General features: G+C 68.2%; 12 protein-coding genes. 8 read left to right on the forward strand and 4 right to left on the reverse strand.

Going from position 1 to position 19,005, the window contains the following annotated elements; all coding sequences use genetic code 11:
- The first annotated feature begins 28 nt into the window (after window positions 1–28).
- From BM393_RS04740 to BM393_RS04755, 4 genes are all read left to right on the forward strand, one after another.
- A complete protein-coding gene (locus BM393_RS04740; protein WP_091722814.1) occupies window positions 29–958 on the forward strand; it encodes an electron transfer flavoprotein subunit alpha/FixB family protein in 930 nt (309 codons plus the stop codon).
- 98 nt (window positions 959–1,056) lie between these two features.
- A complete protein-coding gene (locus BM393_RS04745; RefSeq protein ID WP_091722818.1) occupies window positions 1,057–2,850 on the forward strand; it encodes an acyl-CoA dehydrogenase in 1,794 nt (597 codons plus the stop codon).
- A gap of 108 nt (window positions 2,851–2,958) precedes the next feature.
- On the forward strand, window positions 2,959–3,912 hold the full coding sequence (locus BM393_RS04750) for a nitronate monooxygenase family protein (RefSeq protein ID WP_091722823.1): 954 nt from the start codon (window positions 2,959–2,961) through the stop codon (window positions 3,910–3,912).
- A 185-nt stretch (window positions 3,913–4,097) separates the two neighbouring features.
- Window positions 4,098–6,677, forward strand: a complete 2,580-nt coding sequence (locus tag BM393_RS04755) for a response regulator (RefSeq protein ID WP_091722828.1) — start codon at window positions 4,098–4,100, stop codon at window positions 6,675–6,677.
- A gap of 154 nt (window positions 6,678–6,831) precedes the next feature.
- On the opposite strand, the gene BM393_RS04760 is transcribed toward BM393_RS04755, so the two are convergent.
- The 3 genes from BM393_RS04760 to BM393_RS04770 all read right to left on the reverse strand — a co-directional run bounded on the left by BM393_RS04760 (window position 6,832) and on the right by BM393_RS04770 (window position 10,706).
- Window positions 6,832–8,454, reverse strand: coding sequence for an ABC transporter substrate-binding protein (locus tag BM393_RS04760; RefSeq protein ID WP_091722831.1), 1,623 nt, complete (start codon window positions 8,452–8,454; stop codon window positions 6,832–6,834).
- Between the two features lie 177 nt (window positions 8,455–8,631).
- The gene (locus BM393_RS04765; protein ID WP_091722836.1) at window positions 8,632–10,263 is read right to left on the reverse strand and encodes an ABC transporter substrate-binding protein; all 1,632 of its coding nucleotides are present in this window, start codon (window positions 10,261–10,263) and stop codon (window positions 8,632–8,634) included.
- A 71-nt stretch (window positions 10,264–10,334) separates the two neighbouring features.
- Window positions 10,335–10,706 carry a hypothetical protein gene (locus BM393_RS04770; protein ID WP_091722840.1) on the reverse strand — a complete coding sequence of 124 codons (372 nt, stop codon included), beginning with the start codon at window positions 10,704–10,706 and terminating at the stop codon, window positions 10,335–10,337.
- Window positions 10,707–10,869: 163 nt separating this feature from the next.
- On the opposite strand from BM393_RS04770, the gene BM393_RS04775 reads away from it, so the two are divergent.
- Window positions 10,870–11,997 carry a branched-chain amino acid ABC transporter substrate-binding protein gene (locus BM393_RS04775; protein WP_091722843.1) on the forward strand — a complete coding sequence of 376 codons (1,128 nt, stop codon included), beginning with the start codon at window positions 10,870–10,872 and terminating at the stop codon, window positions 11,995–11,997.
- Between the two features lie 60 nt (window positions 11,998–12,057).
- Here BM393_RS04775 and BM393_RS04780 read toward each other — a convergent pair whose 3' ends face one another.
- Entirely contained in the window at window positions 12,058–12,900 is an 843-nt protein-coding gene (locus BM393_RS04780; protein ID WP_091722846.1) for an isopenicillin N synthase family oxygenase, read from the reverse strand.
- A 344-nt stretch (window positions 12,901–13,244) separates the two neighbouring features.
- On the opposite strand from BM393_RS04780, the gene BM393_RS04785 reads away from it, so the two are divergent.
- The 3 genes from BM393_RS04785 to lpdA all read left to right on the forward strand — a co-directional run bounded on the left by BM393_RS04785 (window position 13,245) and on the right by lpdA (window position 18,924).
- Window positions 13,245–16,097, forward strand: coding sequence for a 2-oxoglutarate dehydrogenase E1 component (locus BM393_RS04785; RefSeq protein WP_091722849.1), 2,853 nt, complete (start codon window positions 13,245–13,247; stop codon window positions 16,095–16,097).
- 118 nt (window positions 16,098–16,215) lie between these two features.
- Window positions 16,216–17,478, forward strand: coding sequence for a 2-oxoglutarate dehydrogenase complex dihydrolipoyllysine-residue succinyltransferase (odhB, locus tag BM393_RS04790; RefSeq protein ID WP_091722854.1), 1,263 nt, complete (start codon window positions 16,216–16,218; stop codon window positions 17,476–17,478).
- A gap of 18 nt (window positions 17,479–17,496) precedes the next feature.
- On the forward strand, window positions 17,497–18,924 hold the full coding sequence (gene lpdA / locus BM393_RS04795) for a dihydrolipoyl dehydrogenase (RefSeq protein ID WP_091722857.1): 1,428 nt from the start codon (window positions 17,497–17,499) through the stop codon (window positions 18,922–18,924).
- Window positions 18,925–19,005 lie beyond the last annotated feature (81 nt).

Raw genomic sequence — 19,005 nt, forward strand, 5'->3', positions numbered from 1 at the left:
CCCCCAGAACAAGATTCGGAGATAAGACATGACCATCCTCGTCATCGCTGAACACGACAACGCCTCGCTCAAGGGCGCCACCCACCACGTCGTCACCGCCGCCGCTGCCATCGGTGGCGACGTGCACGTACTGGTCGCCGGCTCGAACGCCGGCGCCGCCGCGCAGGCCGCCGCCAAGATTTCGGGCGTCGCCAAGGTGCTGCACGCCGACGGCGCCCAGTTCGCCGACGGCCTGGCCGAGAACGTCGCCGCGCAGGTGATCGCCATCGCCAAGGACTACTCGCACGTCCTGTTCCCGGCCACCGCTGCCGGCAAGAACGTCGCACCGCGCGTGGCCGCGCTGCTGGACGTGGGCCAGGTGAGCGACATCACCAAGGTCGTCTCGGCCGACACCTTCGAGCGTCCGATCTACGCCGGCAACGCGATCGCGACCGTGCAGTCGACCGACTCGGTCAAGGTGATCACCGTCCGCACGACCGGGTTCGATTCGGCGGCCGAAGGCGGCAGCGCCGCGGTCCAATCGCTGACGGCCGTGGCCGACAGCGGCAAGAGCAGCTTCGTCGGCCGCGAGGTGACGAAGAGCGACCGCCCCGAGCTGACCGCCGCCAAGATCATCGTGTCGGGTGGCCGCGCGCTGGGCAGCAGCGACAAGTTCAATGAAGTCCTGACCCCGCTGGCCGACAAGCTGAACGCCGCGCTGGGTGCCTCGCGCGCCGCGGTGGACGCGGGCTACGCGCCCAACGACTGGCAGGTCGGCCAGACCGGCAAGATCGTCGCGCCGCAGCTGTACATCGCGGCCGGCATCTCGGGCGCGATCCAGCATCTGGCCGGCATGAAGGACTCCAAGGTGATCGTGGCGATCAACAAGGATCCGGAAGCGCCGATCTTCTCGGTGGCCGATTACGGCCTGGAAGCCGACCTGTTCACGGCGGTGCCGGAACTGGTCAAGGCCCTGTAATCGATCGCTGAGCACCGCGACCGCATCGAACGGTCGCCGACAAGACCAAGGGCGCCCGCCGACGACGCGCGGCGCCTTTTTTCATCCGGAGACACCCCATGACCTACCGCGCCCCGATCAAGGACATGCTGTTCGACATGCAGGCCCTGGCCGGCCTGCAGACGCTGTCCGAGCAGATTCCCGCGTTCGCCGACCATGGCCTGGACACCGCGCAGGCGGTGCTCGAGGAATCGGCCAAGCTCAACGAGGACGTCATCGCCCCGTTGAACGTGGAAGGCGACAAGAACCCCTCCTACTGGAAGAACGGCGAGGTCTTCGCGACACCCGGCTTCAAGGAAGCGTTCAAGCAGTACGTCGAGGGTGGCTGGCAGGGGCTGCAGCATCCGGAGGCCTATGGCGGCCAGGGTCTGCCCAAGACGATCGGCGCGGCTTGCGGCGAAATCGTGCAGGCGGCCAACGTCAGCTTCGCGCTGTGCCCGTTGCTGACCGATGGCGCGATCGAGGCGCTGCTGGTGGCGGGCTCCGAGGCGCAGAAGCAGACCTTCATCCCCAAGCTGATCTCCGGCGAGTGGACCGGCACGATGAACCTGACCGAGCCGCAGGCGGGCTCGGACCTGGCGATGGTGCGCACGCGCGCCGAGCCGCAGGGCGACGGGACCTACAAGATCTTCGGCACCAAGATCTTCATCACCTGGGGCGAGCACGACATGGCGGACAACATCGTCCACCTGGTGCTGGCCCGCGTGCCGGGCGCGCCGGAAGGCGTGAAGGGCATCAGCCTGTTCCTGGTGCCCAAGTTCCTGGTCAACGCGGACGGCTCGCTGGGCGCGCGCAATGACGCGCACTGCGTGTCGATCGAGCACAAGCTCGGCATCAAGGCCAGCCCGACCGCAGTGCTGCAGTTCGGCGATCACGGCGGCGCGATCGGCACGCTGATCGGCGAGGAGAACCGCGGCCTCGAGTACATGTTCATCATGATGAACGCGGCCCGCTTCGGCGTCGGCGTGCAGGGCATCGCGGTGGCGGACCGGGCCTACCAGAAGGCGGTCGAGTACGCGAAGGACCGCGTGCAGTCGCGCCCGGTGGATGGCTCGTCGAAGGACGCGGCCGCGATCATCCACCACCCCGACGTGCGCCGCATGCTGATGACGCAGCGCGCGCTGGTCGAAGGCTGCCGCGCGATGGCGATCGATGCCGCCGCGGCCTACGACATGGCGCATCACCACGAGGATGCCGAGACCCGCCAGCAGGCGCAGGCCTTCTACGAATTCATGGTGCCGCTGGTCAAGGGCTACAGCACCGAGATGAGCCTGGAGGTCACCTCGCTGGGCGTGCAGGTGCACGGCGGCATGGGCTTCATCGAGGAGACCGGCGCGGCACAGTACTACCGCGACGCGCGCATCCTGCCGATCTACGAAGGCACGACCGCGATCCAGGCCAACGACCTGGTGGGCCGCAAGACGGTGCGCGACGGCGGCGCGTTCGCGCGCTCGGTCGCGGCGCAGGTCGAGGAGACCGAAGGCGCGCTGGCCGCCAGCGGCAGCGCCGACGCGCTGGCGGTGCGGGCGCAGCTCGCGGCGGCGCGCGCGGCTTTCGTCGACGTCGTCGATTTCATCGCCGCCAACGGCAAGGCCAATCCGAATGCCGCCTTCGCCGGCTCGGTGCCCTACCTGATGGTGGGCGGCAACCTGATGGCCGGCTGGCAGCTGGCGCGCTCGCTGCTGGCGGCGCAGGAGCTCAAGGCCGTAGGCCAGGATGTCGCCTTCATGGACGCCAAGATCGCCACCGCGCGCTTCTACGCCGAGCACATCCTGCCGCGCTGCGCCGCGCAGCGCGATGCCGTGGTGAACGGCGCGGGCAGCGTGATGGCGCTGCCGGTCGACGCTTTCTGAGCCGCGTCCCGACCTGATCTCGACGTCCCCGGCGCGACGCGCTCCCGCGCGCGCCGGGGCCACCATGGACGGCAACGATCCGTCGACTTGACCCGAGGAGATTCCGAGGTGGCACTTCCCCCGCTGTTCAACACCCTGCGCCTGCCGGTGATCGGCTCGCCGCTGTTCATCATCAGCAATCCGAAGCTGGTGATCGCGCAATGCAAGGCCGGCATCGTCGGCTCGATGCCGGCGCTCAACGCGCGCCCGGCCGAGCTGCTCGAAGATTGGCTGGCCGAGATCACCGAGACCCTGGCCGCGCATGACCGCGCGCATCCGGAGTCGCCGGCGGCGCCGTTCGCGATCAACCAGATCGTGCACAAGAGCAATGACCGGCTCGAGCACGACATGGCCCTGTGCGCCAAGTACAAGGTGCCCATCGTGATCACCTCGCTGGGCGCGCGCGAGGACGTCAATGCCGCGGTGCATGGCTGGGGCGGCATCGTGCTGCACGACATCATCAACAACAAGTTCGCGAGGAAGGCGATCGAGAAGGGCGCCGACGGCCTGATCGCCGTCGCGGCGGGCGCCGGCGGCCATGCGGGCGTCAAGAGCCCGTTCGCGCTGATCCAGGAGATCCGCGAGTGGTTCGACGGTCCGCTGGCGCTGTCGGGCTCGATGGCCAGCGGCGACGCGATCCTGGCGGCGCAGGCGATGGGCGCGGACCTGGCCTACATCGGCTCGGCCTTCATCGCGACCGAGGAGGCGCGCGCCGCCGACGAGTACAAGCAGATGATTGTCGAGAGCAACAGCGACGACATCGTCTACAGCAACCTGTTCACCGGCGTGCACGGCAACTACCTGAAGGGCTCGATCGTGAAGGCGGGCCTGGATCCGGAGAACCTGCCCGAGAGCGACCCGACGAAGATGAACTTCGGCGGCAACGGCGCGAAGGCGTGGAAGGACGTGTGGGGCAGCGGCCAGGGCATCGGCGCGATCCGCGAGGTGCTGCCGGCCGGCGAGCTGGTCGCGCGCTTCGGCCGCGAATACGCGGCGGCACGCCAGCGCCTGGCGCTGGGCTGAGTCCTCGCGCCGCGGGTCGCCCGCCCGACCCCGCGCCAGCGCTGCCGGCGCCCTTGAAGAACGCCCCGCCTGCGGGGCGTTCGCCATTGGGGGAAGGCGGCGTCCTCGCGCGCGCCCTTGCGCTCCCCGGGGGGATCGGCCAACATCGACGCAAAGTCGATCGGGCATGCCTTCAGGGAGGCAGCGTGGGCGAAGTCGAGGCACAGCGCGCCGCGGCCAGCGGCGTCGCGTTGGACGGGGACGAGGCCGGTGATCCGGCGCCTTCCTTTCTTGCGATCCAGCCAGCGGGCCGTCGGGCCCGCCTGCGCGCGTTCGCGACGATGGGGCTGTCCCTGGGCGTCTGCCTGGCGCTGGCGCCATTCGCGAAGCTGCAGCTGCCGGCCATGGCGGCCTTCATCCCGTTGTACGAGGCGGCGCTGGTCCTCAACGACCTGATCACCGCGGCGCTGCTCTATGGCCAATGGCGGATCACGCGCCTGCGCGCGCTGGCGGTGCTGGCCAGCGGCTACCTGTTCACGGCCACCATCACCATCGGCCACGCGCTGTCCTTCCCCGGACTGTTCGCGCCCGGCGGCGTGCTGGGCGCCGGGCCGCAATCGACGGCCTGGATCTACATGTTCTGGCATGGCGGCTTTCCGCTCTTCGTGGTCGTCTACGCCTGGATGCGCCGCGGGACGCCGGCGCCCGATGCCGATGCCGATGCCGATGCCGATGCCGATGCCGCCGGCGAGCGACGCACCGCGGTGCTCGCGACTGCGGCGGCGCTGATCCTCGGCGTCGGCCTGACGGCGCTGGCGACCGCCGGCCACGCGCTGTTGCCGGCGATCATGAGCGGCAACCGCTACACGCCGGCGATGCTGGTGACGGTCGGCACCGTCTGGGTCCTGTGCATCGCCGCGCTGCTGGCGCTGCTGCCACGGCGGCGCGATGCCAGCATGCTGGACCTGGGCCTGATGGTGGTGATGGTGGCCTGGCTGTGCGACATCGCCCTGTCGGCCATGCTCAACGGCGGCCGCTACGACCTGGGCTTCTACGCGGGCCGCATCTACGGCCTGCTGGCCTGCAGCGCGGTGCTGGCGGAACTGCTGTTCGAGAACGCCGTGCTGTACGCGCGCCTGGCGCAGGCGCATGGCCGCGAGCGGCAACGCGCCGCGGAGCTGGCGCTGGCGCGCGACGAGGCGCAGCGGGCCAACGCGTCCAAGAGCCTGTTCCTGGCCAGCATGAGCCACGAGATCCGCACCCCGATGAATGCCGTGATCGGGCTGACCCATCTGGCGCTGCAGGGCCCGCTCGAAGGCCGGCAGCGCGACTATGTCGCCAAGGCCCACACCTCGTCGAAGGCGCTGCTCGCGCTGCTGAACGACATCCTGGACTACTCCAAGGTCGAGGCCGGCAAGATCAGCCTGGAGGCCGAGGAGTTCGGCATCGAGGAGGTGGTGGAGAACGTCGGCGAGCTGTTCTCGGCGCGGCTGGAGGAGACCGGCCTGGACCTGGTCTTCGACATCGACCGGGAGGTGCCGCCGCGTGTCGTCGGCGATGCCTTCCGGCTGACGCAGGTGCTGAACAACCTGGTCGGCAACGCGATCAAGTTCACGCCGCGCGGCGAGATCGTGATCCGCGTGGAGTTGATCGAGCGCACGCCCGAGCGCGTCGGCCTGCGGCTGGCGGTGCGCGATACCGGCATCGGCATGAGCCGCGAGACCCGCGAGCGGCTCTTCGAGGCCTTCGCGCAGGGCGAGTCCGGCACCGCGCGCCGCTTCGGCGGCACCGGCCTGGGGCTGGCGATCTGCCGGCGCCTGGTGGCGCTGATGGGCGGCGAGATCGCGGTCGACAGCGAGTTGGGGAGCGGCTCGACCTTCCGCTTCAGCGCCTGGTTCGGACTGACGGCGGCGGGTGAACCGCGGCGCGACCTGCATCGGATCCGCGGCATGCGCGCGCTGGTGATGGACGGACCGCCGACCGAGCGCGAGGCCTGGATCAGCATGCTGTCGAGCTGGCGCTTCCAGGTGAGCGCGGCAGCTTTCGTCGACGACGCGGTCTTCAAGTTCCAGCGCGCCGCGAGCCACGAGCTGCCGTATGAGCTGCTGGTGCTGGACGGCAAGACCGGCGCCGCGGCGGTGCTGGAGAAGATGGAGACGATCTGCGCCGAACGGGGGCTGCCGACGCCGCGCGTGCTGGTGCTGACGGGGCAGCATCACGTCGATGCGCTCGAGCGCGAACTCGGGCCGCGCGAGGGCCTGCAGGTGCTGGTCAAGCCGGTGACGCCGTCCCGGCTGTTCGAGGCGATCGTGCGACTGCAGCATGGCACCGAGGCACCGCGGATCGCGCGCCCGCTGGAGAAGACGCTGGACGAGGCGCTGCGGTCCTTGCGGGGCGCGCAGGTGCTGCTGGTCGAGGACGACCCGGTCAACCAGCAGGTGGCGCAGGCCTTCCTGGAACTGGGCGGCCTGGCGGTGACGATTGCCGGCAACGGGCTGCAGGCGGTGGACCTGGTCCGCGAGCGCGCTTTCGACCTGGTGCTGATGGACATGCAGATGCCGGAGATGAGCGGCATCGAGGCCACCCGCTGCATCCGGCTGCTGCCGCAGGGCGAGGGCCTGCCGATCGTCGCGATGACGGCGGCGGCGATGGACGAGGATCGCCAGGCCTGCCTGGCGGCGGGCATGGACGCCCACATCGGCAAGCCGATCGTGCCGGCCGAGCTGGTCGAGGTGCTGCTGAAATGGGCTCAGCCACCGAGCCGCGTCGCCGACGGCGTGGCGTGACGATGCCTGCCCTGCTACAGGGTGAACGGAGGTCGAGGCGCGGGGACGAACGACCGGCAGTCGGGCGAGCTGCGCGTTGCGGACGCTCCCCGGCTGTGCCGCAGGCCGCGGCCTGATCCCTCGAGGCGGCGGCAGGCGCCGCCGCCTTCGGCGCTCACTTGATCGTCGTGAACCGCGCTTCCGGCCGGTCGTCGGAGCGGTGGGGCGTCGTGACGTTCTTCTTCATCGCCCACGGACGCACCTGGTGGTGCAGCGGGATGAAGAACACCTCGTCGCGGATGCGCACCAGCCCGTCCTTCAGCAGCGCGTTGCGCTTGGCCACGTCGCCCTCGACCTTCGCGGCGTCGATGATCTGGTCGAGCTTGGCGTCGCTCAGCCGGAAATAGTTGCCGCTGCCGTCCGCGCCACCGACCCGCGTGCGCGCCAGCGATTGCATCGTGTACAGCGCGTCATACGTGGGCACGCCCCAGCCGTACAGGAACAGCGGGTACTCGAAGGCTTGCAGCTTCGGGCTGAAGGTGCTGAACGACTCGGTCTGCAGGCGCGCCTTGATGCCGACCTTGCTCCACATCGACACCACCGCCAGGCAGATCTCCTCGTCGTTGACGTAGCGGTTGTTGGGGCAGTTCATCGGCACTTCGAAGCCGCCTGGATAACCGGCGTCGGCCAGCAGCTTGCGGGCGCGCTCCGCGTCGACCTTGGTCGGCACGTCGATGTCCGGCGCATTGCCGTTGACGCCCGGCGCGACCATGATGCCGGCGGGCACCGACAGGCCGCGCATCGTCGCGCGCTTGATCGCCTCGCGGTCGATGGCCAGCGACATCGCCTCCCGCACCCGCTTGTCCTTGAACGGGTTCTTGCCGGTGATGTTGCTGCCCTTGAGCTGCTCGCTGCCCTGGTCCATGCCGATGAAGATCGTGCGGGTCTCGCTGCCTTCCAGCACCGTCAGCTTGCCGTCGGCCTTCAGGCGGCCCACGTCCTGCGTCGGGATGTCGGACAGCAGGTCCACGTCGCCCGACAGCAGCGCCGCGACGCGCGTGGGGTCGGACTTGATCGGCGTGTAGATCACCTCGTCGACATTGGTCGCGTTCTTCGCGTCCCACCAGTCCTTGTTCTGGACCATCGTGATGCGCTGGTCCGGCTGCCAGCCGGTGATCCGGTACGGGCCGGTGCCGTTGGCGTTGCGCGTGGCGAAGGTCTCTTCCTTGGCCTTGAAGTCGGGCAGGTTGATCGCCTTGTTCTTCTCCGCCCAGGCCTTGCTCATGATGCGGAAGTCGACGAACTGCCGCAGCACGATCGGATTGGGCGCCGACAGGATCACGTCGACGGTGTGGCTGTCGACCTTCTTGATGTCGGCCACGCCGGCCACGAACGGATGCATCGTGCCCACCGGCTGCTTGATGCGGTGGAAGGAGAACACCACGTCGTCGGCGGTGAACGGCGAACCGTCATGGAACTTGACGCCCTTGCGCAGCTCGAAGCGCCAGCTCGTGGGGCCGGTCTGCGTCCACTTGGTGGCCAGCGCGGGCTCGACCTGGTACTGGCGGTCGTACCTGGTCAGGCCCTCGTAGGCATGCATCGAGATCGCGTTGGTGGTGCTGTGGTTCTGCGAATGCGGGTCCAGCGTGAGCACGTCGTTCTGCGCGGCCCAGCGCAGCGGGGCGGCGAGCGCCTCGTGGGCGGCCAGGGCCGCGCCCATCAGGGCGGCGGCACCGACGGCGGCGGCGGACAGCAACAGGCGCGCGGACCGGATCGGTCCGATGGATTTCCTCGACATGAGCGGTAGCTCCCTTGGCAACGTCGTTAAGCAAACGTGAAGTCGCCTGGATACTAGCCGTCGGGACCCGGTCCGGGAGCGAGGTCCACCCTGGGGATTGCCCCAGGGCCGGACCGGAAAACCCAGCCCCGCGGCCGGTCCTTCAGTCCGCGCGCCGGCCCTTCGGCGGCGGGCCGCTCACTTGATCGTCGTGAAGCGCGCCTCGGGCCGATCGTTGGAGCGGTGCAGCGTCTGCAGGTTGGCGCGCATGGCCCACGGCCGCACCTGGTGGTGCAGCGGGATGAAGAGGTATTGATCGCGGATCAGCACCAGGCCGTCGCGCAGCAGCGCATCGCGCTTGGCGGTGTCGCTTTCGCTCTTGGCGGCGTCGATCAGCTTGTCGAGCGCGGGATCGCTGACCTTGGAGAAGTTGAAGCTGCCATCCGCGCCGCCGCTGCGGGTGCGCGCCAGCGCCTGCATCGCGTAGAGCGCGTCGCGCGTGGACACGCCCCAGCCCAGCATGAACAGCGGCGCCTCGAAGCGCTGGAACAGCTGGCTGTGCTGCGACATCGGCTGCGCGGTCAGCCGCGCGGTGATGCCGATCTTGCTCCACATCGACACGACGGCCAGGCAGACCTTCTCGTCGTTGACGTAGCGGTTGTTGGGGCAGTTCAGCGGGACCTCGAAGCCGCTGGGGTAGCCGGCATCGGCGAGCAGCTTCTTCGCCTTGGCGATGTCGGGCGCGCGCGGCTTGTCCAGCGCCGCGTCGTAGCCGTGCACGCCGGGCGCGACCATCAGCGCCGCCGGCACCGACAGCCCGCGCATGATGCTGCGCTTGATGGCCTCGCGGTCGATGGCCAGCGACAGCGCCTCGCGCACGCGCACGTCCTTGAAGGGGTTCTTGCCCTTGACCGACGCGCCGCGCAGTTCGTCGCTGCCCAGGTCCATCGCGAAGAAGATGGTGCGGGTCTCGGGACCGTCGATCGACTTGAGCTTGGCATCGGCCTTGAGCGCGCCCACGTCCTGCGTGGGCACGTCGGTCAGCAGGTCCACGTCGCCCGAGGTCAGCGCCGCGACGCGCGTCGGGTCCGACTTGATCGGGATGTAGCTGACCTCGGTGATGTTGCCCTTGTTCCTGTCCCACCAGCCCTTGTTGATGACCATCGAGACCTTCTGGTCGGGCTGCCACGAGGTGATCTCGTAGGGCCCGGTGCCGGCGGCGTGGCGGCTGGCGTAGTTCTCGTCCTTGGCCTTGTAATCGGCCATCTGCGTGGCCCGGTTCTTCTCGGACCAGGCCTTGCTCATGATCCGGAAGTCGACCAGGTTGCGCAGCAGGATGGGCTGCGGCGAGTCGAGGATCAGGTCGACGGTGAAGTCGTCGACCTTCTTGATTTCCTTGATGCCGGTGACGTAGATCTGCATCGTGCCCTGCGGCTGGCGGACGCGGTCGAAGCTGAAGACCACGTCGTCGGCGGTGAAGGGCGAGCCGTCGTGGAACTTCACGCCCTTGCGCAGCTCGAAGCGCACCTGCGTCGGGCTGATCGTCGTCCACTTCGTGGCCAGGCAGGGCTCGATCTCCCACTGCTCGTTGTAGCGGGTCAGGCCCTCGTAGGCATGCTGCAGGATGGCGCTGGTGGTGGTGTGGTCCTGCGAATGCGGATCCAGCGTCAGCACGTCGTTCTGCGCCGCCCAGCGCAGCGGCACCGCGTGGGCGGACGAGGCGGCGAGGGTGGCGGCAAGGGTGACGGCGGTCGTCGCGCCGAGCGCGATCGCCAGGGACAGCGCCGCGTGGGCGCGAGGCAAGCGCGGAGCGCTCGGCAGTCGAGTCATGGGGAACCTCCGATCGAGCCTGGACCAGGCGATGCGCGGACGATGCTATGCCCGGTGGGGCCGGGTGTTGCTTAGCGCTTCTCCGGAGGGGCCGCGTCGACAGGCGGATCGGTGTCGATCGCGGCGTCGCAGCCGATGCCGGCGGCGATCATGCGGCGCGCGTAGCGGCGGATCAGGCGGTTGACCAGGCCCTGCGGCGGCAATGTGCGCAGGCCCACATAGCGGCTCGGATGCACCAGCATGCCGCAGCGGTACTGGCGGTCGGCGTCGGACCACACCAGCGCGCGACAGGCGCCTTCGCGCTTGAGGCTCACCAGCATGCCGAGCGGGCAGGGCTCGGCCAGGCAGCACACCCCGCAGCCGTTGCAGGGCGCGCCGACGGCGGGCTTGGGCGGGGCCTCGGGCTGGATCCAGATGACGCTGCCGGAGAGGGGGCGGACCATGCGCCACTGTAGACGTGCCGCGTGCGTGAGGGCGGTCGTCGTGTCGCGCACTTCGGTGCGGTTGTCGGCCGGTACCGGCGTCTTTACGTAGACTCGCGTTTCCCCTATCGGGGAAGACCCCTCCCGGGAATCGATCCCGGGAAGACCTTACCGAGGAAGACCCATGAAGAAGATCTCGTTGAAGTGGCTGGTGCTGGCCGCCGGCCTGGTGGCGCTGGGCGCCCAGGCGCAGGAGCGCGTGCGCATCGGTTTCATGAGCCCGATCACCGGCCCGCAGGCCGGCTACGGCACGGACAACCGCGACGGCGCCGCGTTGGCGATCAAGGAACTCAACGCCAAGGGCGTGAAGATCGGCGGCAAGCCGGTGATCTTCGAACTCGATGTCAACGACGACGTCGCCGACCCGCGCCAGGGCGTGCAGGTGGCGCAGGCGCTGGTGGACAAGAAGGTCCGCTTCGTGCTCGGCCCGTACAACTCGGGCGTGACCATGCCGGCCTCGCGGGTGTTCTCCGACGGCGGCGTGATCGTGCTGACGGTGGCCTCCAACCCGCGCATCACGCAGCAGCCCAACCAGTCCAACCTGTTCCGCATCGGCGCGACCGACAACCAGCTCGGCGCCAAGATGGCCGTCTATGCGGCGCAGGACCTGAAGGTCAAGACCGTCGCGGTCATCGACGACCGCACCGCCTACGGCCAGGGCGTCGCCCAGGAGTTCACCGCCCAGGCCACCAAGCTGGGCCTGAAGGTGGTGGCCAAGGAATTCACCAACGACAAGGCGACCGACTTCAGCAGCATCCTGACCGCCGTCAAGGCCGCCAAGCCGGACGCCGTGTTCTACGGCGGCTACTCCGCGCAGGGCGGCCCGATGCTGCGCCAGATGCGCGGCCTGGGCATCACCGCGCCGCTGCTGGGCGGCGACGGCATCTGCTCGACGGAGACCGCGACGCTGTCGCAGATCACGACCGAGCTGAACGCCTACTGCACCCAGGGCGGCGCGCTGATCGACCGCAGCGACAAGGGCAAGAAGTTCCTCGAGAAGTACAAGGCCGAGTTCAAGCGCGATCCGCTGACCTATGCGGCGGCCTTCTACGACGGCGCCTACCTGCTGGCCGGCGCGATGGAAGCGACGCAGTCCACCGATCCGAAGAAGGTCGGCGAGCACCTGGCCAAGTCGAGCTACGCGGGCGTGGCCGGCGAGTACGCGTATGACGAGAAGCACGACCTGAAGTCGTCCGCCGTCACCGTGTTCACCTTCAAGGGCAAGGACGTCGTGCCGCTCAAGAGCCTGTGATCTCTGGCTCCCTCTCCCGCTTGCTGCGGGAGAGGGTAGGGGTGAGGATCAGCGTCCTTGTCAGGCCTTCACGCCTAGTTCCCGCAGCCGTTCCTCGAGGTACTCGTGGGCGGTGTAGCGGTCCGACAGGACGACGTCCTCACGCGGATGCAGGAACAGCGGCAGCGACACGCGGCTCTTCTTCGCGCCTTCGCCGGTCGGGTTGACCACGCGGTGCTGCGTCGACGGGTAGTAGCCCTGCGAGGCCTCCTGCAGCATGTCGCCGATGTTGATGATCAGCATGCCGAAGTCGCCGGGCACGTCGACCCACTCGCCATCCTTGCCCTGCACCTGCAGCCCCGGCTCGTTGGCCGCCGGCAGGATGGTCAGCAGGTTGATGTCGCCGTGCGCGGCCGCGCGCAGCGAGCCGGCCGGCTCGTTGCCCGTCAGCGGCGGATACCGCAGCACCCGCAGCAGCGTCAGCCGGCTGTCCTTGATCATGTTGGACAGCGGCTCGCGATAGTTCTTCGCGATCTCGGCCGGCGTGTGCTTCTCCACCCACGACAGCAGCTCCGCCGCCAGGTCGTTGGCGATGCGGTAGTAGCGCATCGCATCGTCCTTCAGAGACGCCGGGATGCGCCCCCATGGATAGATGTGGAAGTACTCCTTGATGTCCTTTTGCGTGTGGCCCTTGGCGGTCTCCGAGATCTCGGTGGAGAAGTAGCCGTCCTGCGTCTCCTTGGAGAACGCCAGCTCATGCTTCTCGGTGCCATTGAAATAGGCCAGCCAGTCCGTGTAGATCTTCTCGACCAGGTCCTGGGGCAGGGGGTGATTCACCAGGACGCCGAAGCCTGTCTCGTGCAGGGAGCGGGTGAATTGCTCGGCCGCATCCGCGGCGCGGTAGTCGACGACTCGAACTTGCATGTGGGATCTCCTGTGGTCCCGGGCTGTCCGCCATTCAATGTCGGGGCGGTACGCCAGCGCGAAGTCTACTTCTATGGGCTATTGCATCGCAAACGTTTGTATGGTTTGGGGTGCCGCTCGATTGATTCAAGTCATGGACAGCCCGCACAACAATTGGGCGAACCCGCAACAGCGGCGGTATCAGCGTGGTGCTACAGTCCTGCGCTTGTGACTTCAGGTCCTTCCCGTCCCCTTTTCTGGCAACAGCAAAGGCGGGTCGCAATCCGCCAACCGGTCAAGCCGTGTCGCGGAAGGTTTGTTAACCAGCCGATAGCTCCGGAAGCCGGGGCAGAGGTGAGCGAAAGATGATGCAGCAATACAGCTCGAACTCCTATCTGTTCGGGGGCAATGCTCCCTACGTCGAGGAGATGTACGAGCAGTACCTCGACAACCCGGGCGCCGTGCCCGACAACTGGCGCGCCTACTTCGACGCGCTGCAGCACGTCCCCGCGGTGGACGGCAGCGACAAGCGCGACGTGGCGCATGCGCCGGTGATCGAGTCCTTCGCGCAGCGCGCCAAGGCCAACGCCTTCAACAACCAGGTGTCCTCCGCCGAGCTCGAAGTGGCCGGCAAGCAGGTGCACGTCCAGTCGCTGATCGCCGCGTATCGCACGCTGGGCTCGCGCTGGGCCGACCTGGACCCGCTCAAGCGCACCGAGCGTCCCAAGATTCCCGAGCTGGATCCCGCGTCCTACGGCCTGACCGAGGCCGACATGGACCGCACCTTCAGCGCGACCAACACCTACTTCACCAAGGCCGAGCGCATGACCCTGCGCGAGATCGTGCAGGCCTTGCGTGACACCTACTGCGGCTCCGTTGGCGCCGAGTTCATGCACGTCACCGAGCCGACCGAGAAGCGCTGGTGGCAGGAACGCCTGGAGGCGATCCGCAGCAAGCCGACCTACACGGCCGAGAAGAAGCAGCAGATCCTGGAGCGCCTGACCGCCGCCGAAGGCCTGGAGCGCTACCTGCACACGAAGTACGTCGGCCAGAAGCGCTTCTCGCTGGAAGGCGGCGAGAGCTTCATCGCCTCGATGGACGAGCTGGTCAAGTGCGCCGGCGTCAAGGGCGTGCAGGAGATCGTGATCGGCATGGCCCACCGCGGCCGCCTGAACGTGCTGGTCAACACCCTGGGCAAGATGCCCAAGGACCTGTTCGCCGAGTTCGACCACACCGCCCCCGAGGACCTCCCGTCCGGCGACGTGAAGTACCACCAGGGCTTCTCCAGCGACGTGACCACCCCCGGCGGCCCGGTCCACCTGAGCCTGGCCTTCAACCCGTCGCACCTGGAGATCGTGAACCCGGTCGTCGAGGGCTCGGTCAAGGCCCGCATGGACCGCCGCGGCGACAAGACCGGCGAGCAGGTGCTGCCCGTGCTGGTGCACGGCGACGCGGCCTTCGCCGGCCAGGGCGTCGTGATGGAGACGCTGGCGCTGGCCCAGACCCGCGGCTACTACACCGGCGGCACGGTCCACATCGTCATCAACAACCAGATCGGCTTCACCACCAGCGACCCGCGCGACACCCGCTCGACGCTGTACTGCTCCGACGTCGTCAAGATGATCGAGGCCCCGGTGCTGCACGTGAATGGCGACGATCCGGAAGCGGTCGTGCTGTGCACGCAGCTGGCGCTGGAGTACCGCCAGCAGTTCAAGAAGGATGTGGTCGTCGACATCGTCTGCTTCCGCAAGCTGGGCCACAACGAGCAGGACACGCCGGCGCTGACCCAGCCGCTGATGTACAAGAAGATCGGCCAGCATCCCGGCACGCGCAAGCTGTACGGCGAGAAGCTGGTGGCCCAGGGCGTCCTGGCCGCCGACGGTCCGGACAGCATGGTCAAGGCCTTCCGCGCCGCGATGGACGAAGGCCGTCACACCGTCGACCCGGTGCTGACCAACTTCAAGAGCAAGTACGCCACCGACTGGACCCCGTTCCTCGGCAAGAAGTGGACCGACAGCTGCGACACCGCGCTGCCGGTGGCCGAGTGGAAGCGCCTGTCCGAGAAGATCACCACGCTGCCGGCCGGCTTCAAGGCCCACACGCTGGTGGAGAAGGTCATCGCCGACCGCGCGGCCATGGGCCGCGGCGACATCAACGTCGACTGGGGCATGGGCGAGCACATGGCCTTTGCCTCGCTGGTGGCCTCGGGCTACCCGGTGCGCCTGTCCGGCGAGGACTGCGGCCGTGGCACCTTCACGCACCGCCACGCCGTGCTGCACGACCAGAACCGCGAGCGCTTCGACGAAGGCACCTACATCCCGCTGCAGAACGTCGCGGAAGGCCAGGCCCCGTTCGTCGTGATCGACTCGATCCTGTCGGAAGAGGCGGTGCTGGGCTTCGAGTACGGCTACGCCGCCGCCGATCCGCAGACGCTGACGATCTGGGAAGCCCAGTTCGGCGACTTCGTCAACGGCGCGCAGGTCGTCATCGACCAGTTCATCGCCTCCGGCGAAGTGAAGTGGGGCCGCGCCAACGGCCTGACGATGATGCTGCCGCACGGCTACGAAGGCCAGGGCCCCGAGCACAGCTCGGCCCGCCTGGAGCGCTTCATGCAGCTGGCCGCCGACAACAACATGCAGATCGTCCAGCCGACGAGCGCCTCGCAGATCTTCCATCTGCTGCGCCGCCAGATGCTGCGCATGTTCCGCAAGCCGCTGGTCATCCTGACGCCGAAGTCGCTGCTGCGCGCCAAGGACGCCACCTCGCCGGTGAGCGAGTTCACCAAGGGTGAGTTCCGCACCGTGATCGGCGAAGTGAACGCCGAGATCGACGCCAGCAAGGTCAAGCGCGTGATCGCCTGCTCGGGCAAGGTCGCCTACGACCTGATGAAGGCCCGCGGCGAGAAGAAGGACGTCGCGATCGTGCGCGTGGAGCAGCTGTATCCGTTCCCGCACAAGGCGTTCGCGGCCGAGCTCAAGAAGTACCCGAACCTGGCCGAGATCGTGTGGTGCCAGGACGAGCCGCAGAACCAGGGCGCCTGGTTCTTCGTCCAGCACTACATCCACGAGAACATGGCCGACGGCCAGAAGCTCGGTTACGCCGGTCGTCCCGCATCGGCCTCGCCGGCGGTCGGCTACGCCCACCTGCACCAGGAACAGCAGAAGGCGCTGCTGGAGCAGGCCTTCGGCAAGCTGAAGGGTTTCGTGCTGACCAAGTGAGTCATTGCGGACGCCAAGCGCCGCAATGACACCGGCGCCGTGCGCCGCCTTCGGGGGCGGCCCGGCGACCGGCAGGCGCAAGGCTCCGGTTTACTGAAAAACCGAGAGAACAAACATCATGGCAATCGTTGAAGTCAAAGTCCCCCAACTGTCCGAGTCGGTCGCCGAGGCGACCCTGCTGCAGTGGAAGAAGAAGCCCGGTGAAGCCGTGGCCATCGATGAAATCCTGATCGAGATCGAGACCGACAAGGTCGTGCTCGAAGTGCCGGCGCCGTCCGCCGGCGTGCTGGCCGAGCTGGTTGTCGGCGACGGCGGCACGGTGACCTCGGACCAGGTCATCGCCAAGATCGACTCCGAAGGCAAGGCCGGCGCCGCGCCCGCCGCTGCCGCTCCGGCACCCGCCGCCGCGGCTCCCGCGCCGGCTGCCGCCGCCTCGTCGTCGGACAGCAAGGCCGGCGTCGCGATGCCGGCCGCCGCCAAGCTGATGGCCGACAACAACCTGGCCGCCGGCTCGGTCGCCGGCACCGGCAAGGATGGCCGCGTGACCAAGGGCGACGTGCTGGGCGCGATCGAAGGCGGCGCCAAGCCGGCCGCGATCCCCGCTCCGGTGCAGGCCCCGACCGCTCCCGCCGCCAAGCCGCTGCCGGCCGTGGCCGCCCCGGCCGCCGTCAACCTGGGCGACCGCCCGGAACAGCGCGTGCCGATGAGCCGCCTGCGCGCCCGCATCGCCGAGCGCCTGCTGCAGTCGCAATCGACCAACGCCATCCTGACCACGTTCAACGAAGTGAACATGGCCCCGGTGATGGAGCTGCGCAAGAAGTTCCAGGACAGCTTCACCAAGGAGCACGGCACGAAGCTGGGCTTCATGAGCTTCTTCGTCAAGGCCGCGGTCCACGCGCTGAAGAAGTACCCGGTGCTGAACGCCTCGGTCGACGGCAATGACATCGTCTACCACGGCTACTTCGACATCGGCATCGCCGTCGGCTCGCCACGCGGCCTGGTCGTGCCCATCCTGCGCAACGCGGACCAGATGAGCTTCGCCGACATCGAGAAGAAGATCGCCGAGTTCGGCAAGAAGGCCCAGGAAGGCAAGCTCGGCATCGAAGAGATGACCGGCGGCACCTTCTCGATCTCCAACGGCGGCACCTTCGGCTCGATGCTGTCGACCCCGATCATCAACCCGCCGCAGTCGGCCATCCTGGGCGTGCACGCGACCAAGGACCGCGCCGTCGTCGAGAACGGCCAGATCGTGATCCGTCCGATCAACTACCTGGCGATGTCCTATGACCACCGCATCATCGACGGCCGCGAAGCCGTGCTGGGCCTGGTCGCCATGAAGGACGCGCTGGAAGATCCGGCCCGTCTGCTGTTCGATCTGTAATCCGAGGACGACCACGACATGAGCAAGCAATTCGACGTCGTCGTCATCGGCGGCGGCCCCGGCGGCTACATCGCGGCGATCCGCGCGGCGCAGCTGGGCTTCAACGCGGCCTGCATCGACGAGTGGAAGAACGACAAGGGCGGTCCCGCTCCCGGCGGCACCTGCACCAACGTCGGCTGCATCCCGTCCAAGGCGCTGCTGCAGTCCAGCGAGCACTTCGAGCACGCCGGCCACGGCTTCGCCGATCACGGCATCTCGATGGCTGACCTGAAGATCGACATCGCCAAGATGATCGGCCGCAAGGACACCGTCGTGAAACAGAACAACGACGGCATCCTCTACCTGTTCAAGAAGAACAAGGTCACGTTCTTCCACGGCCGCGGCTCCTTCGTGGCCGCCAAGGACGGCGCGTACGAGATCAAGGTCGCCGGCGCCGCCGAGGAGACCATCACGGCCAAGCACGTGATCGTCGCCACCGGCTCCAACGCCCGCCAGCTGCCGGGCGCCCCGTTCGACGAGACCAACATCCTGTCCAACGACGGCGCGCTGCGCATCCCGGCCGTGCCCAAGAAGCTGGGCGTGATCGGCTCCGGCGTCATCGGCCTGGAAATGGGCTCGGTGTGGCGCCGCCTGGGCGCGGAAGTGACGATCCTGGAAGCGCTGCCCGCCTTCCTGGGCGGCGCCGACGAGTCCGTCGCCAAGGAAGCCGCCAAGGTCTTCAAGAAGCAGGGCCTGAACATCGAGCTGGGCGTGAAGATCACCTCCGTCGACAACGGCAAGTCCGGCGTGACCGTGAAGTACACGGACGCCAAGGGCGCCGAGCAGACGCTGGCGGTCGACAAGCTGATCGTCTCGATCGGCCGCGTCGCCAACACCATCGGCCTGAACCCGGAAGCCGTCGGCCTGAAGCTCGATGAGCGCGGCGCGGTGGTCGTCGACGACGAGTGCAAGACCAACCTGCCCAATGTCTGGGCGATCGGTGACGTCGTGCGCGGCCCGATGCTGGCGCACAAGGCGGAAGAAGAGGGCGTCGCGGTCGCCGAGCGCATTGCCGGCCAGCACGGTCACGTCAACTTCAACACCATCCCGTGGGTGATCTACACCAGCCCCGAGATCGCGTGGGTCGGCCGCACCGAGCAGCAGCTCAAGGCGGACGGCGTGGCCTACAAGGCGGGCCAGTTCCCGTTCCTGGCCAACGGCCGCGCGCGCGCGCTGGGCGACACGACCGGCTTCGTCAAGTTCCTGGCCGACGCCAAGACCGACGAGATCCTGGGCGTGCACATCATCGGCCCGATGGCCTCGGAGCTGATCTCCGAAGCCGTGGTGGCGATGGAGTTCAAGGCCTCGGCCGAGGACATCGCCCGCATCTGCCACGCCCACCCGTCGCTGAGCGAAGCGACCAAGGAAGCGGCCCTGGCCGTGGACAAGCGCACGCTGAACTTCTGAGCCCAGGCTCGAAGCGCCACGGACGCGCAGGAGAGGGGCGGCGCGAGTCGCCCCTTTTTTCTTGCGCTGACCTGCGCGGGC

It is taken from the genome of Mitsuaria sp. PDC51, assembly GCF_900113225.1.
Lineage (GTDB): Bacteria > Pseudomonadota > Gammaproteobacteria > Burkholderiales > Burkholderiaceae_C > Roseateles.

Coding starts and splice junctions, on each gene's coding strand:
- BM393_RS04740 (WP_091722814.1), top strand. CDS start 29: ATGACCATCCTCGTCATCGCTGAACACGACAACGCCTCGCTCAAGGGC.
- BM393_RS04745 (WP_091722818.1), top strand. CDS start 1,057: ATGACCTACCGCGCCCCGATCAAGGACATGCTGTTCGACATGCAGGCC.
- BM393_RS04760 (WP_091722831.1), bottom strand. CDS start 8,454: ATGTCGAGGAAATCCATCGGACCGATCCGGTCCGCGCGCCTGTTGCTG.
- BM393_RS04765 (WP_091722836.1), bottom strand. CDS start 10,263: ATGACTCGACTGCCGAGCGCTCCGCGCTTGCCTCGCGCCCACGCGGCG.
- BM393_RS04770 (WP_091722840.1), bottom strand. CDS start 10,706: ATGGTCCGCCCCCTCTCCGGCAGCGTCATCTGGATCCAGCCCGAGGCC.
- BM393_RS04775 (WP_091722843.1), top strand. CDS start 10,870: ATGAAGAAGATCTCGTTGAAGTGGCTGGTGCTGGCCGCCGGCCTGGTG.
- BM393_RS04780 (WP_091722846.1), bottom strand. CDS start 12,900: ATGCAAGTTCGAGTCGTCGACTACCGCGCCGCGGATGCGGCCGAGCAA.
- BM393_RS04785 (WP_091722849.1), top strand. CDS start 13,245: ATGATGCAGCAATACAGCTCGAACTCCTATCTGTTCGGGGGCAATGCT.
- odhB (WP_091722854.1), top strand. CDS start 16,216: ATGGCAATCGTTGAAGTCAAAGTCCCCCAACTGTCCGAGTCGGTCGCC.
- lpdA (WP_091722857.1), top strand. CDS start 17,497: ATGAGCAAGCAATTCGACGTCGTCGTCATCGGCGGCGGCCCCGGCGGC.